We start from the raw sequence: 13,636 nt of genomic DNA, 5'->3' as shown, positions 1-13,636 counted from the left end.
AGAAAAGCCTTAAATCAGGCCTTCCTTCTGGAACAGGACTTTCAAATTCGCCTCTGGCCGCGGCCCGATGTGGGAAATCACTTCTGCGGCGGCAACACAGCCCATACGCCCACAGGTCGCAAGGCTCTGCCCCGTCGCGTAGCCGTATAGGAAACCGGCGGCGAATTGGTCGCCCGCGCCAGTGGTGTCCACGGGTTGCACGCGATTGACCGGCACCACGGCCTCTTCATCGCCCTGCACCAAAACCACGTCAGAGCCAGAGCGCGTACAGACCACGAGACCCGATTCCATGGCCGCCGTTTCCAGCGCGGTCGATAGGTCGGTCTGGTAGAGGCTTTCCCATTCGTGTTCGTTGCCGATGACAAAATCCAGCTCCTTCACAAAGGTCCGGAAATCGTCACGGTGACGGTCGACGCAGAACGGATCGGACAGAGAAATCCCGACCTTGCCGCCCGCGGCCTTGGTCAGCTTCGCGGCTTGGTCGAAGGCGTATTTGCCTTTGGGCTTGTCGTAGAGATAGCCTTCGAGGAACATGATCTCCGCATCGCCCGCGACCGCCTCCGACACATCCTCTTCGGAAATTTCCGACGAAATCCCGAGGTAGGTGTTCATCGAGCGCTCCCCATCCGGCGAGACAAAAATCATCGAGCGCGAGGTCGGAAGTTCGCCGCCCGGCACCGGCGCGTTGACGAAAGCGGTGCCATCGGCCTCCATCTCGGCGGCATAAAACCGGCCCAGAGCGTCGTCATGCACCCGGCCGATAAAGCCGGTCTTGAGGCCCAAAGTACCCAGCCCCGCCAGAGTGTTCGCCACGGAGCCGCCCGGCGTCTGCACCCGGTTGGACATTGCACCATAAAGCAACTCGCCCCGCTCGCGTTCCACGAGCTGCATGATGCCTTTCTCGATGCCCATGAGTTCCAGAAAACTGTCATCGGCCTGGGTGATCACATCGACGATGGCGTTGCCGATGCCGACAACCTGATAGGTTTTAGTCAAGGTTTTTCTCCTCGAACATGCACAGATCGCGGATCAGGCACGCGCTGCATTTCGGTTTGCGCGCAACACAGGTGTAGCGTCCGTGCAGGATCATCCAGTGATGCGCATGCTGTTGAAATTCGGCAGGAATATGGTCTTCGATGGCGCGTTCGACCGCCACCACATCCTTGCCCACGGCCACGCCCGAGCGATTGCCGAAACGGAAAATATGCGTATCCACCGCTTGCGTGGGCACATGCCACCACATGTTCAGCACGACATTCGCAGTCTTGCGCCCGACCCCCGGAAGGCTCTCCAATGCGGCGCGCGACGAGGGCACGATGCCGTCATAGTCGTCGACCAAAATCTGGCTCAACTTGATGACATTCTTCGCCTTGTTGCGGTAAAGCCCGATGGTTTTGATATGCTCGATCAGCCCCTCTTCGCCCAGATCGAGCATTTTTTGCGGTGTGTCGGCGATTTTAAACAGCTCTTTCGTCGCCTTGTTGACGCCCTTGTCGGTCGCCTGTGCAGACAGCGCGACGGCCACCACCAAGGTATAGGCGTTCACATGGTCAAGCTCGCCCTTGGGCTCGGGCTCAGCGGCCTGGAAACGGGTGAAAATCTCATGGATCGTATGGTAATCGAGCTGTTTGGTCATAGGCTTCTAATGCCTTGTCGAAGGGATCGGGGCAAGTCGTTCCTGTGATAGATGGGGTTTTCCTAAAATCCTCTGAAAATCAGATGAAAATCCGTGTCATTTTTTACCTCAAAACAGGGCAGGAATTAATCCTCGCTTCAACTCTGACCTGCATTCTCAACCCACAGAGATTCAATTGGGACGACAGAATGGACCCCTTTGCGGCTTACGGCATGATCGCGGGTGCGGCGCTCATAGAAGAGGATGAGACCTATCAGATGGACAAACTGTCCAGCTATGGCCTCTCGGGCTTTGGCCCCGGTGTCATGATCGAGACCAGCGAGGGACCGCAACCCGTCGAATGGCTGCGTCCCGGCGATCTGTTGCTGACTCGTGACGAGGGCTACAAACCGCTTCTTTGGGTCGGTCGCAGCGCCTTGACGGATGAAGGTGTAAAGCCGCCCTTGCGCCTCCACGCTGGCGCCTTTGGCAAACGCACGCCGGAGCGTGATCTGATCCTCGCGCCCGGCCATCATGTCCTGCTGCGCTCGGCGCAGGTCGAATTGCATTTCTTTGAGAGCGAGGTGCTGGTGCCCTCCGGCGATCTCGCAACCGAATCGGAGATCGACTATACACCGCCTGCCTCGGACTATGCCTATTGCCATCTCGTCATGGCCGACCATCAGATGCTTTTGGCCGAAGGTGTCTGGACTGAAAGCCTGTTCCCGGACGAAGACACGCTTGTCGCTTTGGGGGCGCTGGCGCGGGCGGAAATCACGGCCAAGCTCGGCCCCTCTCTGATCCGGGCACAGCGGGCGAGGATGACGCTTGCCCCCGGTGAGGCAGTCGTGTTGCAACCGCGCTCGGCCGTCGCGGCGCGGCGTATGGCCGCCTAATCCGCAAGTTTCGGGTCGGCAAGGCCCATGGGACAAGTTAGGCTTCTCCCATCTGATCGCCTGTCTGATCTCTGCCCGGAGCCTGCCCGATGCCGCCTCACACTGAAAACATCGAGACTGTCTCAGCGCCCGAGCCTTTTGAAGATCGCTACCACTTCAACGTCGTGCGCCGGGCCATCGACATCATCGACCAGTCCGAACAGCCCCTGTCGCTGGACACTCTCGCCGCCGAATTGGGCATGTCGCCCTTTCATTTGCAAAAGCTCTTTAGCCAATGGGCCGGTGTCTCTCCGAAACGGTTTCAGCAATATCTGACCCTGGGTCATGCCAAGGCCCTCATCACCCAAAACCACAGCCTCTTGGACACGACAGAGGCCACGGGCATGTCCAGCACCGGACGCCTGCACGATTTGTTCGTGCGTTGGGAGGCGATGAGCCCCGGCGAATATGCCCGCAAAGGCGATGGCCTGACGATTTCCTACGGCTGGTTCGACACACCTTTCGGGCGTAGCCTCGCGATGGCCACGCCGCGCGGGCTTTGTGCCCTGGCGTTCACCTCCGAATGTCGCGATCAGGATGCCTTTGCCGACCTGTCTTCCCGCTGGCCCAAAGCCTCTTTCGTGAAAAACTCCGACGCGGTGCGCCCCTTTGTCGAGGCCGCTCTTGGCGGCGGAGACACCAAGCTGCATCTCATCGGCGGACCGTTTCAGATCAAAGTCTGGGAAGCACTCCTGTCGATCCCGTCCGGTCAGGTCACCACCTATTCCGACATTGCCCGCGCCATCGGCAACCCCAAGGCGGTGCGCGCCGTTGGCACAGCCGTCGGGCATAACCCCGTGAGCTGGCTCATCCCCTGCCACCGCGTGTTGCGCAAAACCGGGGCCCTGGGCGGCTATCACTGGGGCCTGCCGGTCAAACGCGCGCTTTTGGCCTATGAAAGCCTCAAGGCCGACGCCCTCACGCCTGAGCGAAAACCCGCCACATTTTCGTGATTGCGATAAATCCACCGTGCCAGAGCCGCGAGACGCAGGTAAAACCAGCGTCAAGAGCAGTTTTTCAAGGAGGATCCAAATGAAATCCCCGCTTTATATCGCTATCCCTCTCGTGGCCAGCTTTGGCCTGACCGCCTGTATGGACAGCTACGACCCCAATTCCAAAGCCACGCAAGGCGTCGCCCTCGGTGCGGCCCTCGGCGGCATCACCGCCGCCGCCACCTCGGGTGACAATGACAAGCTTGCCAAGGTCGCCGTGGGCGCCATGATCGGTGGGGCCGTGGGCGGTGCCATCGGTCAGCGTCTGGACCAACAGGCCGCCGATCTGCGTGAGGATCTTGGCAATGATGACGTGAAAATCGTCAACACCGGCTCGCAGCTGATCGTGACCATGCCGCAGGACATCCTGTTCGCGACCGACAGCGCCGTTGTTGTGCCCTCGCTGCAAACCGACCTACGCAAGCTGGCCTATAACCTCCAGGACTACCCGAACACCACGGTTCAAATCATCGGTCACACCGACAACACCGGGTCTGCGGGCTATAACCAAGAGCTGTCGACCCGTCGTGCGACGGCGGTCGCGACCGTGCTGACCGGCAATGGCGTTGCCACCGGTCGGGTGCATGCCTTTGGCCGTGGCGAAGACCAACCGATCGCCACCAACCTGACGCCGGAGGGCAAGGCCCAGAACCGTCGCGTCGAGATCGTCATCACGCCGACCTCGGCCTGATCGCTCTGATACAGATTTCGAAAGGCCGGGCCTGTCCCGGCCTTTTTTATGGCTCAGAACCTGCGCTGGTCATATAATCTGACCAGTCACAGCACGAGAGCCCCATGCCCTTTCAAAAAGTCACCCCCGAAAAACTCAGCGCCTCTGTTGCACGTCAGGTCGAGCTTTTGATCCTGCGTGGAATTTTGCGGCCTGGCGAGCGCCTGCCCTCAGAGCGCGATCTGGCGGAGCGGCTGGGCGTGTCGCGCCCCTCAGTGCGCGAGGCCGTGGCGGAACTGACCGACAAGGGCCTGTTGGAGACCCGCGCCAATGCCGGCATCTTCGTGGCCGATGTCTTGGGGTCGGCCTTCTCGCCGGCGTTGGTCAAACTCTTCGGCAGCCATGACGAGGCAGTGTTCGACTACATCGCCTTTCGCCGAGATATGGAGGGGCTGGCCGCCGAGCGCGCCGCAAAGATGGCCTCCGACACCGACCTGAAAGTCATCGCCACGATCTTTCAAAAGATGGAAGCGGCCCATCCGAAACGCAATCCGACCGAAGAGGCCCGTCTCGACGCGGAGTTTCACCTGTCGATCATCGAGGCCTCGCATAACGTCATCATGCTGCACATGATGCGCTCTATGTTCGATCTGTTGCGCGAGGGCGTGTTCTATAACCGCTCGGTGATGTTCAAACAGCGCACCAACCGCGCCCAGCTTTTGGAGCAACACCGCGCCATTCACGACGCGCTTCAGGACCGTGACCCGGAGGCCGCCCGCGCCGCCGTCACGCAGCATCTCGACTATGTCGAAGAGGCGCTTTTGGATCAGCAGAGGTTCGAGCGCAATGAAGAGGTCGCAAAGCTCAGATTCGAACATGAACAGGCGCGCGGGTGATCACAGCGCGCTGCCTTTGATGGTCACCACCGGCAAAGCCTCCAGATCAACGCCTTCCAAACAGCGCAGATTGATGGCCCAGCCTTCGAAACGCGTCGCCCCTGCCGCCAGTTCTTTTTCAGTCGGGGCCGAGGGACGACGGAACGGAGAAATGCCGCAGTGCGGACAAAAATAATCGGCCCCGGTCATCGTGCCCCAACGGTAGACGGTCATGTCCTCTAGGGGCGTCAACATCTGCAACGCCTCTTTCGGCACCCGAAAATTCAGCGCACCACGTTTGCGACAAATGGAACAATCACAAACCCGCATGTGGTCGATCTCGGCAGTGACCTCAAACCCTGTGGCGCCACAATGACAGCTTCCCTGATAGGTCTTCGGCATAATGCGTTTCCTCTGTCGTGTCTTCATTGCAGGCCAAATACTCAAAAAGCCCCGCCGATGTGGCGGGGCTTTCGATCAGGGTCTGTCTGATCCGGTCAGGAGATCAAACAAAGACTTAGTGCAGCTTGTCACCAACTTCGGCAATCGAGGTGTCGATCAGAGCGTTGGCGTCCGCAGCAGTCATGTTTTTCGCGATCACATCGCTTGCAGCAGCCACGGCGACGGAAATTGCCGTGTTGCGGACTTCGCGGATCGCGGCGGCTTCAGCGGCACCAATTTGCTCTTCGGCGGCCGCGAGGCGGCGGGCGATGGAGGATTTCAGATCCTCTTTCGCTTTCACCGCGGCGGCTTCCGCGTCTTTCTTTGCTTGCGCGACGATGGCGTCGGCCTGATCCTGAACTTCGCGCTGTTTGCGCTCGTAGGAGGCGAGGATCGACTGAGCTTCTTCACGCAGGGCGCGGGCTTCGTCCAGTTCGGATTTGATGCCTGCGGCGCGCTGATCGAGCATGCCGCCGATCATCGAGGGGACTTTCTTCCAGAGAAGAATGCCGACGAAGACCAAAAAGCCCAGGAGCACGACGAAGTTGGTGTTCTTCAGCGAGAAGAACGGACCGGTTGCCGCGAAGGCCGGGCTAGCCGCGGTGAGGGCGAGGAGGAGAGAAAGTTTTTTCATGTCCTTAGCCTTTCATCCGTGCCGTGACAGCAGCCGTGATCGAACGCGCATCGGCGGAGGAGCCCATGGCGGCGACGAGTTCCTTGGCGGTATCTTTGGCGACGTCCTTGACGCTTTCCAAAGCCCCGTCGCGGATCTCAGCGATGGCTTTTTCAGATTCGGCGGTTTTCGCGGAGATCTCTGCATCGGCCTTGGCGGTCGCGGCATCGAGATCGGCCTGAATGGCCGCACGGGTTTCATTGGCGATTTGCTGGGCCTGAGCTTTCGCCTCGGCCAGTGCAGCGTTATACGCCTCTTCCGCTTCTTTCGCCTTGAGCTTCAGCTCTTCGGCGGCGGAAATATCATTCATGATCGTGCCGGAGCGCTCGGCGAGCACCGTAGAGATGCGCGGCAGGGCGATCTTGGACAGCACGAAATAGATCACGACGAGCGTGACCAGAAGCCAGAAAATCTGGTTGGGGAAAGTGGAGAAATCGAGCTGCGGCATGCCGGCTTCTGCGGCGCCGTGTGCGGCTTCTACCCCGTGTGTTTCGGTTGCCATCTTGTCCTCCTGGCTCTGACCTGTGTCTCCCGAAAGGGAGAGACCCCTATATTACGCGAGGGTGGGACTAAACGAAGTCCCACCCTGCCGTAAGGATGGAGCGTCGGATCAGACGGCGAACATCAGCAGCAGAGCGACGAGGAACGAGAAGATCCCCAGAGCTTCTGCGAAGGCCATGCCGATGAAGAGCGTCGCGGTTTGCGAAGCAGCGGCGGAGGGGTTGCGAAGAGCGCCGGAGAGGTAGTTACCTGCCACGTTGCCCACACCCATTGCTGCGCCGCCCATGCCGATAGCGGTCAGACCAACACCGATGTATTTGCCGAGTTCTGCGATATTGCCTTCCATTGTGGTATCTCCTTACGTTGGAATTGGCTGGATTGAGTTCGAACCTGTTTGTGCGCGGTCTTAGTGGACCGGGTGCAGCGCGTCTTTCAGATAGACACAGGTCAGAATGGTGAAGACGTAGGCCTGGATAAAGGCCACGAGAATTTCGAGACCATACATGGCGGTGATCGCCAGAATGGAGACCGGAGAGATCGCGGCGATCGCGGCAAAACCGGCGAACACTTTGATCACGGCGTGACCGGCCATCATGTTACCCGCAAGACGGATGGAGTGGCTGACGGGACGCACGAAGTAGGAGATCAGCTCGATCACCGCGAGAAGCGGGCGCACGGCCATCGGTGCGGAGCTGACCCAGAAGAGGGCGAGGAATTTGGAGCCGTTCTTCACGAAACCGAGGATGGTCACGAAAAGGAACACCAGAAGCGCCAACACACCGGTGACGGCGATGTGGGAGGTCGTGGTGAAAGACAGCGGCAAAAGGCCCAGCATGTTCGAGAAGACGATGAAGATGAAGAGCGTCATCACATAGGGGAAGTATTTCACGGCATCTTTGCCGGTCACATCCTCGATCATCTTGTAGACGAAGCCGTAGGTCAGTTCCGCGATGGACTGGCCTTTCGACGGCACGATGGCGCGACCACGGGAGCCGACGACCAGCAGAAGGATAACGCCGATGACGGAGATCGCCATCCAGAGCGTCACGTTGGTGATGGTGTACCAATGCACTGCCCCGTCGCCAAAGAGCGGCGTGACCTTGAACTGGTCCATCGGGTGAAACACCAGGCTGCTTTCCGAACCGTGAGCCTCAGTCGCCATGTTTGTCCCTCTCAGTACCTGCGGACGTCTCCGCGTTGTCATATTCGGTCGCGTTCAGTTCAGCGACCTGTTGTTTTTCAATGTCCCGCGCGGTGCGCATCATCGTCTTGACGCCGGCCGCGAGGCCAAATCCGATAAACAGCACGAGAAACAGGGGCATTGTGCCCAAAAGCTTATCCAGCCCGTATCCCACACCGAAGCCGATCAGAAGACCGGCCACCAATTCCGTCACCATCCGCCAGGCCATGTTCGCCTGAGAAAAGTGTTCTTCGCCGCGGGAGGTTTTGGGCTTTTGCGCCTCTTTCACCTGGCTCAGCCGCTCTTCCAAAGCGCGCAAACGCTCGGGATCATGCGGTTCGGACATGTGAATGGCCCCCTACGGTCAGTTGCGGGCAAGCTATGCGGGGGCGGGTTTAGAGTCAACGCGGAATTGCCCCTTTCAATGCCGCATTAAGCCAATGATTTTATTGAGTATTTTTGCAACAAAGGAAACGCAAGAACATGGCAAACAGCGCCGTTAGCGCAAAAGGCTCGCGTTTTCGTTATTCAACCAAATGGTTGACCAAGCCGGCCAGCACGCCTATCGGCAAGACATGTCTCACGATCTCGACCTCATCTTTGCAGCCCTTGGAGACCCGACCCGTCGGGCCATCCTGTCGATGCTGTTGGAGGATGACATGGCGGTCACCGATGTGGCCGATCCGTTCGAGATGTCCCTGGCGGCGGTGTCGAAGCACCTGACCATTCTGACCCGCGCAGGATTGATCGCGCAGGAAAAGCGCGGGCGGGTGAAATGGTGCAAGCTGGAGCCGGACGCGATGCGCGCGGCGTCGGTGTGGATGCAGGGCTTCGGGCAGTTCGACGAGATTGACCTCGACGGGCTGGAGCGATTTCTTGAACGCGAGCTGTCGCAAGAGGGCGACGCATAAAAAACGCACGGCCTCAAGGGAGCCGCGCGTCTTTGTTGATTTCAGATGTCGCTCAGCGCTCAGAAGACAAAGCTCAAGATAGCACCGACAACCACGATAAGACCGACCAGATAGATGACGTTGTTCATAACTGTGTTCCTCTTTTGATTTGAAAGACCAACGCACAGCAATGTGAATTTGTTCCCGTCGGGGGCTATCAGGCCTCGTGCTTGAGCAAAAGATAGAGCGCCAGGATTGTCAGGCCGATGCCGCCAAAGACCAGAGCGGGCGGCGTGCCGTGGCCCAGAGCGATCTCCCAGATGATCACCCAGGACGGCACAAGATAGGTGTAGGCCATGACCTTGGCCGCCGCCAGCCGCACGGAGGCATAGGCCAGCAAAGAGGCGGTGATGGTGGTGGCGAAGATGGTGATATAGCCCAAGGCGATCCAGACGATGGCTGGAAGATGCGCCCAGTCGGTCGCCAGCATGTCTTTCCAGCCGAAGAGCAAAATGACGATCGTGGCGGAGGCCAACACAAAAAAGGTGAAAACGAGCGTGCGCTCGCCGCGATGCAGGCGCGGCACCATCGGGGTGTAAATCGCATGAGCCACGACACCGATGAAATAAAGCGCCTCCCCGCGTCCGACATGAAAGGCCAGAAACGCCTGAATATCGGCGCGGAAAATCACCCAAAGCGCGCCTGCCGCCCCGATGGCAAGCGCGATGGCGATGCGGCGCGTGGTGATTTGGCGCATGATCAGATAGCCGAAGCCTGCCGCCAGGAGAGGGGTCAGGGTGAAGACGGCGGAGGCGGAAACAGGTTCCGCAGTTTGCAGGCCCACGAACATCATCACGAAGTAAAGCGCGAAAATACCACCAAGGATGAGGTAGCGCCACGGCTGACGGGTGGCCTCCCGCGAAATGCCCCCCGTGAGCATCGTCATGATGCCGATGACAAGCGTGGCGATGGTGAACCGCACGCCGTTCAAGGCGAGCGGCGTAATCTCATTGGCGGCCATGGCGCCCAAGGAAAAGGACCCGGCGACGAGGCATGAGAAGGTGAGCATCGCCAGATGCCCGTTGCGGCGATCCTTGGCGGCAGCAGAATGAGGCAAGGGCGATGCGTCCTCTGATAAATTCAATTGATCGCACGTGTTTTAGCGACAGCGCCAGACAAGGTCCATGCGCCGCTTACGCACAGCACGCACGCATAATCCGTCACAGATCAGGAATAGGGCCATTCCTTGGCGCGTGCCTTCAGGAAGGTCAGGAAAGACTGAACTTTCGGCGTGCGGTGCAAATCGACATGGGTCACCAGCCAGTTCTGGCTTTCCCATTCGGGTTGCGGTGACATGATCTGCACCAGATCGGGATTGTCATGCGCCATCCAGGTCGGCAGGAAGCCAGCGCCTGCGCCCGCAAGGATCGCATCGGACATGGCCGTCAAATCGGAGGTGCGGAACACGATCCGGTCAGACGGCACATGATCGTTCATCCAGACCATGAACGGCGCGCGGGAATTGACGTCATCGAGGGACACGAACCGCAATTCATGCGCCAATTCCTCGCCCTCGCCCTGCGGCGCACCGAAGGCGTCGATGTAGCTTTGATGGGCGTAAAGACCAAAGGCCTGACGGTAGAAAGGCTGCACCACATTGTCGGGTTCCTGCGGCGGCTTACCGCCCCGGATCGCGATATGGGCCTCGCCATATTCGAGCCGGAACACCCGCTCGCCCGCCAGATAGCGCACGGTCAGCCCTGGGTGATCGCGTTGGAACTCGGCCAGAATCGGCGCCAACAGAGGCCCCATCCCCGGCAGGGAGGTGACGACCAGCTCTCCGACCACCTCTTCGCCCCGGCCTTTGATCCGGGAGACGAGTTGCGAGAATTGATCGTCGGTGGTCTGCGCCACTTTCAAAAGGTCAATCCCCGCCTCGGTCGGCGTGTAGCCGCGGGCATGGCGTTGAAAGAGTTTGACGCCCAGACGGCCCTCAAGCGCATCAATATGGCGGATCACGGTGGCGTGGTGCACGCCAAGCGCTTGAGCGGCGCCGGAGACGGTGCCCATTTTTGCAACCTGAAACGCGGTGCGGAACTCATCCCAATTTTCGACGGACATAGCGGCCTCATGTGCAGAGGGGAACAGTTGGCGCCGATCATCGTGAGACCTGTTCGGAATTACAAGCTATTTTGCAGCGGAGCGGTTTCTTAATTCGGCCCAGACGCGCGCTGCCTCGGGGAGCGCCTCTTCTTTGGTCCATTCCTCGGCCAATGCTTCGCGTTCAACCTTGAGAAGCGCTTCCAGGGTTGCGATCCGATCTCCGCGCGCCTCATCCCCTTGCTCGCGCATGTGATCCTGAAACCGATGCGAATGCAGGATCGTCGGCACGGCGTCCAACGGCTCCCAGGCATCGAGCATCGTCACCCGGCGCAGATTGAACTCCGGCGGCAGGACATAATAGCGCAGATCGCTTTCCCAGAGCAGATCCTTGAGGATGATCTGATCGCGATGGATGTCGTCGTCGGCAAAGAATCTCTCCGCCCAGTCATTGAGAAAGTCCAGCATCGCGGGGCTGTTGCGATAGAGGAAGACGCCGGAATTGTGCTGAGGAAAGGCGTAGGGCGTGATGTGATCGCGGCCCTGTCGGATCAGCGACCAATCGCGGCGCACGTCATGGCAGAGCGCACATTCGAAGCGGTCGAGAATCCCGAAGAGATCGCCCAGAGGCGCCACAAAGAGGGTATCGCTGTCGACATAAAGCGTGCGTTCAAAGCGGCTCGCCGGCATAGCGCGGAGTTTCTCGCGCGGATGCATGTCGTAGCTGGCCGTGACCCGATCAAACAGCCCGGCGGGCAGGTTTTCCGGCAGGTCCGTCACCAGATCGATGGCAATCCCCGGCTCATGGTCCCGCAAAGAGCGCGCCGATTGGATCGCCAGATCGACATAGTCCTCGCCCCCCGCCACATAGAGCACACCGCAGGTCAGGCCGTCCTGTTCAGATATCGCAGGCTTTAGGTCTTGCATCTGTCCCTCCCACCGGGTGTAGAAACGGGCGTATGAAAAGTGTAGCGCAACAGGCTTGGCAATCCAGTCGGCCATATGCGCTTTGTCTTGACTCCTCTTACGCACGCGCGTAGAGACCGGATCAAATTTCCCGGAAGTGTGCATCTTCCGGTCCTCAGGCCATAGGCCAGGATCGCCCCCCGTCAGCGTTATACGCCCACGGGGGCAAATGTGCATTTGCCGCGTTGTCAGTGTTTGATGGCAGCGCTCGGGGTGTAAAATTCGCCGCTTCGTCCCCAGATGGAGCATATCGTCAACGGCCCCTTTAAAGGAGAACGGCCCATGTTTGAAAATCTGTCCGACCGCCTCTCAGGCGTCTTCGACAAGCTCACCAAACAAGGTGCCCTGTCCGAAGACGATGTGAAAACCGCGCTGCGCGAAGTGCGTGTCGCGCTTCTTGAGGCCGACGTCTCGCTGCCGGTTGCCCGCGATTTCGTCAAGGCGGTGACCGAGAAAGCCACCGGTCAGGCCGTGACCAAATCCGTCACGCCGGGTCAGCAGGTCGTCAAAATCGTGCACGACGAGCTGGTGCATGTGTTGCAAGGCGACGAGGCCGACATCGGGTCTCTCAAGGTCGACAACCCGCCCGCTCCGATCCTCATGGTCGGCCTGCAAGGGGGTGGTAAGACCACGACCACGGCAAAACTCGCCAAGCGCCTGAAAGAAAAACACGGCAAGCGCGTGCTGATGGCGTCTTTGGACGTCTACCGCCCCGCTGCGATGGACCAGCTCAAAGTCTTGGGCGAACAGATCGGCGTCGATACGCTTCCGATCGTGCCGGGTCAAAGCCCCGCCGACATCGCCAAACGCGCGAAACAACAGGCCGCCATGGCCGGGTATGACGTCTATATGCTCGACACCGCCGGGCGTCTGTCCATTGACGATGCGCTGATGGCCGAGGTCGAGGAGGTCAAAGCGATCACCTCGCCGCGTGAAACCCTTCTCGTTGTGGACGGCCTCACCGGTCAGGACGCCGTGCACACGGCGGAAAACTTTGACGGCCGCATCGGCATCTCCGGCGTCGTCCTGACCCGGATGGACGGCGACGGTCGCGGTGGTGCGGCGCTTTCCATGCGTGCGGTCACTGGCAAGCCGATCAAATTCGTCGGTCTCGGCGAAAAGATGGACGCGCTCGAAGAGTTCCACCCGGACCGCGTCGCGGGCCGCATCCTTGGCATGGGCGACATCGTGGCCCTCGTCGAGAAAGCGCAGGAAACCATCGAGGCCGAACAGGCCGAAAAGATGGCCCGGCGCTTTGCCAAGGGTCGGTTCAACATGAACGACATGAAGATGCAGCTCGAGCAGATGCAGAAAATGGGCGGCATGGAATCGATCATGGGCATGATGCCGGGCATGAAAAAAGCCGCCTCGCAGATCAAAGAGAGCGGCTTTGACGACAGCGTTTTCAAACGTCAGGTCGCGCTGATCAACTCGATGACCAAGAAAGAGCGCGCCAACCCGCAACTCCTGCAAGCCTCGCGCAAGAAACGCATCGCCAAAGGCGCGGGTCTTGAGGTGTCTGAGCTCAATCAGCTGATCAAGATGCACCGCCAGATGTCGGATGCGATGAAAAAGATGAGCAAGATGAAGGGCGGCATGTTCAAACAGGCCTTGAAAGGCATGTTGGGCAAAGGCGGTCCGCAGGGCCTTGAGGACATGGACCCGGCGAAAATGGCCGAGGCAACCAAAGCTTTGGGTGGCGCGATGCCGAAAGGCATGGGCGGACTTGGTGGTCTTCCGGGTCTGGGCGGCGCGTCCTTGCCGCCGGGTCTGTCGGGCTTCGGGAAAAAGAAATAAC

The 13,636-nt window shown here is 59.6% G+C and carries 17 protein-coding genes; 6 read left to right on the top strand and 11 right to left on the bottom strand.

The genetic code is table 11. From position 1 onward, the window contains the following. Window positions 1-9: 9 nt before the first annotated feature. Both HCZ23_RS09720 and nth read right to left on the bottom strand, forming a co-directional pair. Window positions 10-996 carry an adenosine kinase gene (locus HCZ23_RS09720; protein WP_167601538.1) on the bottom strand — a complete coding sequence of 329 codons (987 nt, stop codon included), beginning with the start codon at window positions 994-996 and terminating at the stop codon, window positions 10-12. Further along, complete coding sequence (gene nth, locus HCZ23_RS09715; protein WP_167601537.1) at window positions 989-1,636, bottom strand: endonuclease III; 648 nt, start codon at window positions 1,634-1,636, stop codon at window positions 989-991. The genes HCZ23_RS09720 and nth overlap by 8 nt, the downstream gene beginning before the upstream one ends. A 188-nt stretch (window positions 1,637-1,824) precedes the next feature. Between nth and HCZ23_RS09710 the strand changes: the two genes are divergently transcribed. From HCZ23_RS09710 to HCZ23_RS09695, 4 genes are all read left to right on the top strand, one after another. Beyond that, the gene (locus tag HCZ23_RS09710) at window positions 1,825-2,511 is read left to right on the top strand and encodes a Hint domain-containing protein (RefSeq protein WP_167601536.1); all 687 of its coding nucleotides are present in this window, start codon (window positions 1,825-1,827) and stop codon (window positions 2,509-2,511) included. 89 nt (window positions 2,512-2,600) lie between these two features. Beyond that, window positions 2,601-3,503, top strand: a complete 903-nt coding sequence (locus HCZ23_RS09705) for a methylated-DNA--[protein]-cysteine S-methyltransferase (protein ID WP_167601535.1) — start codon at window positions 2,601-2,603, stop codon at window positions 3,501-3,503. Between the two features lie 79 nt (window positions 3,504-3,582). Further along, window positions 3,583-4,233: an OmpA family protein gene (locus tag HCZ23_RS09700; protein ID WP_167601534.1), complete on the top strand. Its 651-nt coding sequence runs from the start codon at window positions 3,583-3,585 to the stop codon at window positions 4,231-4,233. Window positions 4,234-4,337: 104 nt separating this feature from the next. Continuing rightward, window positions 4,338-5,108: a FadR/GntR family transcriptional regulator gene (locus HCZ23_RS09695; RefSeq protein WP_167601533.1), complete on the top strand. Its 771-nt coding sequence runs from the start codon at window positions 4,338-4,340 to the stop codon at window positions 5,106-5,108. Here HCZ23_RS09695 and HCZ23_RS09690 read toward each other — a convergent pair whose 3' ends face one another. The 6 genes from HCZ23_RS09690 to HCZ23_RS09665 all read right to left on the bottom strand — a co-directional run bounded on the left by HCZ23_RS09690 (window position 5,109) and on the right by HCZ23_RS09665 (window position 8,228). Further along, window positions 5,109-5,489, bottom strand: coding sequence for a GFA family protein (locus tag HCZ23_RS09690; protein ID WP_167601532.1), 381 nt, complete (start codon window positions 5,487-5,489; stop codon window positions 5,109-5,111). Window positions 5,490-5,604: 115 nt separating this feature from the next. Continuing rightward, a complete protein-coding gene (locus HCZ23_RS09685; RefSeq protein WP_167601531.1) occupies window positions 5,605-6,162 on the bottom strand; it encodes a F0F1 ATP synthase subunit B in 558 nt (185 codons plus the stop codon). A 4-nt stretch (window positions 6,163-6,166) separates the two neighbouring features. Next, window positions 6,167-6,703: a F0F1 ATP synthase subunit B' gene (locus HCZ23_RS09680; protein ID WP_167601530.1), complete on the bottom strand. Its 537-nt coding sequence runs from the start codon at window positions 6,701-6,703 to the stop codon at window positions 6,167-6,169. 108 nt (window positions 6,704-6,811) lie between these two features. Continuing rightward, window positions 6,812-7,048 (bottom strand): F0F1 ATP synthase subunit C, encoded by a 237-nt coding sequence (locus HCZ23_RS09675; protein WP_066608699.1) that lies wholly within the window; start codon window positions 7,046-7,048, stop codon window positions 6,812-6,814. Window positions 7,049-7,108: 60 nt separating this feature from the next. Beyond that, window positions 7,109-7,864, bottom strand: coding sequence for a F0F1 ATP synthase subunit A (locus HCZ23_RS09670; protein WP_167601529.1), 756 nt, complete (start codon window positions 7,862-7,864; stop codon window positions 7,109-7,111). Beyond that, the gene (locus tag HCZ23_RS09665; protein ID WP_167601528.1) at window positions 7,854-8,228 is read right to left on the bottom strand and encodes an AtpZ/AtpI family protein; all 375 of its coding nucleotides are present in this window, start codon (window positions 8,226-8,228) and stop codon (window positions 7,854-7,856) included. Before HCZ23_RS09665 ends, HCZ23_RS09670 begins: the two co-directional genes overlap by 11 nt. A gap of 229 nt (window positions 8,229-8,457) precedes the next feature. Here HCZ23_RS09665 and HCZ23_RS09660 point away from each other — a divergent pair, with 229 nt between their 5' ends. Beyond that, window positions 8,458-8,793, top strand: coding sequence for a helix-turn-helix transcriptional regulator (locus HCZ23_RS09660; RefSeq protein WP_167601863.1), 336 nt, complete (start codon window positions 8,458-8,460; stop codon window positions 8,791-8,793). A 196-nt stretch (window positions 8,794-8,989) separates the two neighbouring features. Here HCZ23_RS09660 and HCZ23_RS09655 read toward each other — a convergent pair whose 3' ends face one another. The 3 genes from HCZ23_RS09655 to HCZ23_RS09645 all read right to left on the bottom strand — a co-directional run bounded on the left by HCZ23_RS09655 (window position 8,990) and on the right by HCZ23_RS09645 (window position 11,799). Beyond that, window positions 8,990-9,841, bottom strand: coding sequence for a DMT family transporter (locus tag HCZ23_RS09655; protein ID WP_167601862.1), 852 nt, complete (start codon window positions 9,839-9,841; stop codon window positions 8,990-8,992). Between the two features lie 158 nt (window positions 9,842-9,999). Beyond that, window positions 10,000-10,893, bottom strand: a complete 894-nt coding sequence (locus tag HCZ23_RS09650; protein WP_167601527.1) for a LysR family transcriptional regulator — start codon at window positions 10,891-10,893, stop codon at window positions 10,000-10,002. A 66-nt stretch (window positions 10,894-10,959) separates the two neighbouring features. Beyond that, complete coding sequence (locus tag HCZ23_RS09645) at window positions 10,960-11,799, bottom strand: putative nucleotide-diphospho-sugar transferase (RefSeq protein ID WP_167601526.1); 840 nt, start codon at window positions 11,797-11,799, stop codon at window positions 10,960-10,962. 321 nt (window positions 11,800-12,120) lie between these two features. On the opposite strand from HCZ23_RS09645, the gene ffh reads away from it, so the two are divergent. Next, on the top strand, window positions 12,121-13,635 hold the full coding sequence (gene ffh, locus HCZ23_RS09640) for a signal recognition particle protein (RefSeq protein WP_167601525.1): 1,515 nt from the start codon (window positions 12,121-12,123) through the stop codon (window positions 13,633-13,635). Window position 13,636: the final 1 nt, after the last annotated feature.

It is taken from the genome of Celeribacter sp. HF31, assembly GCF_011806455.1.
Classification (GTDB): Bacteria; Pseudomonadota; Alphaproteobacteria; order Rhodobacterales; family Rhodobacteraceae; genus Celeribacter.
Note: the sequence above shows the minus strand (reverse complement) of the source record. Positions and strands in the feature narration are given on the sequence as shown.

Excerpts from the sequence above, each read along its gene's own strand:
- nth (WP_167601537.1), bottom strand. The coding sequence starts at position 1,636 with ATGACCAAACAGCTCGATTACCATACGATCCATGAGATTTTCACCCGT.
- HCZ23_RS09710 (WP_167601536.1), top strand. The coding sequence starts at position 1,825 with ATGGACCCCTTTGCGGCTTACGGCATGATCGCGGGTGCGGCGCTCATA.
- HCZ23_RS09705 (WP_167601535.1), top strand. The coding sequence starts at position 2,601 with ATGCCGCCTCACACTGAAAACATCGAGACTGTCTCAGCGCCCGAGCCT.
- HCZ23_RS09700 (WP_167601534.1), top strand. The coding sequence starts at position 3,583 with ATGAAATCCCCGCTTTATATCGCTATCCCTCTCGTGGCCAGCTTTGGC.
- HCZ23_RS09695 (WP_167601533.1), top strand. The coding sequence starts at position 4,338 with ATGCCCTTTCAAAAAGTCACCCCCGAAAAACTCAGCGCCTCTGTTGCA.
- HCZ23_RS09690 (WP_167601532.1), bottom strand. The coding sequence starts at position 5,489 with ATGCCGAAGACCTATCAGGGAAGCTGTCATTGTGGCGCCACAGGGTTT.
- HCZ23_RS09685 (WP_167601531.1), bottom strand. The coding sequence starts at position 6,162 with ATGAAAAAACTTTCTCTCCTCCTCGCCCTCACCGCGGCTAGCCCGGCC.
- HCZ23_RS09680 (WP_167601530.1), bottom strand. The coding sequence starts at position 6,703 with ATGGCAACCGAAACACACGGGGTAGAAGCCGCACACGGCGCCGCAGAA.
- HCZ23_RS09675 (WP_066608699.1), bottom strand. The coding sequence starts at position 7,048 with ATGGAAGGCAATATCGCAGAACTCGGCAAATACATCGGTGTTGGTCTG.
- HCZ23_RS09670 (WP_167601529.1), bottom strand. The coding sequence starts at position 7,864 with ATGGCGACTGAGGCTCACGGTTCGGAAAGCAGCCTGGTGTTTCACCCG.
- HCZ23_RS09665 (WP_167601528.1), bottom strand. The coding sequence starts at position 8,228 with ATGTCCGAACCGCATGATCCCGAGCGTTTGCGCGCTTTGGAAGAGCGG.
- HCZ23_RS09660 (WP_167601863.1), top strand. The coding sequence starts at position 8,458 with ATGTCTCACGATCTCGACCTCATCTTTGCAGCCCTTGGAGACCCGACC.
- HCZ23_RS09655 (WP_167601862.1), bottom strand. The coding sequence starts at position 9,841 with ATGCTCACCTTCTCATGCCTCGTCGCCGGGTCCTTTTCCTTGGGCGCC.
- HCZ23_RS09650 (WP_167601527.1), bottom strand. The coding sequence starts at position 10,893 with ATGTCCGTCGAAAATTGGGATGAGTTCCGCACCGCGTTTCAGGTTGCA.
- HCZ23_RS09645 (WP_167601526.1), bottom strand. The coding sequence starts at position 11,799 with ATGCAAGACCTAAAGCCTGCGATATCTGAACAGGACGGCCTGACCTGC.
- ffh (WP_167601525.1), top strand. The coding sequence starts at position 12,121 with ATGTTTGAAAATCTGTCCGACCGCCTCTCAGGCGTCTTCGACAAGCTC.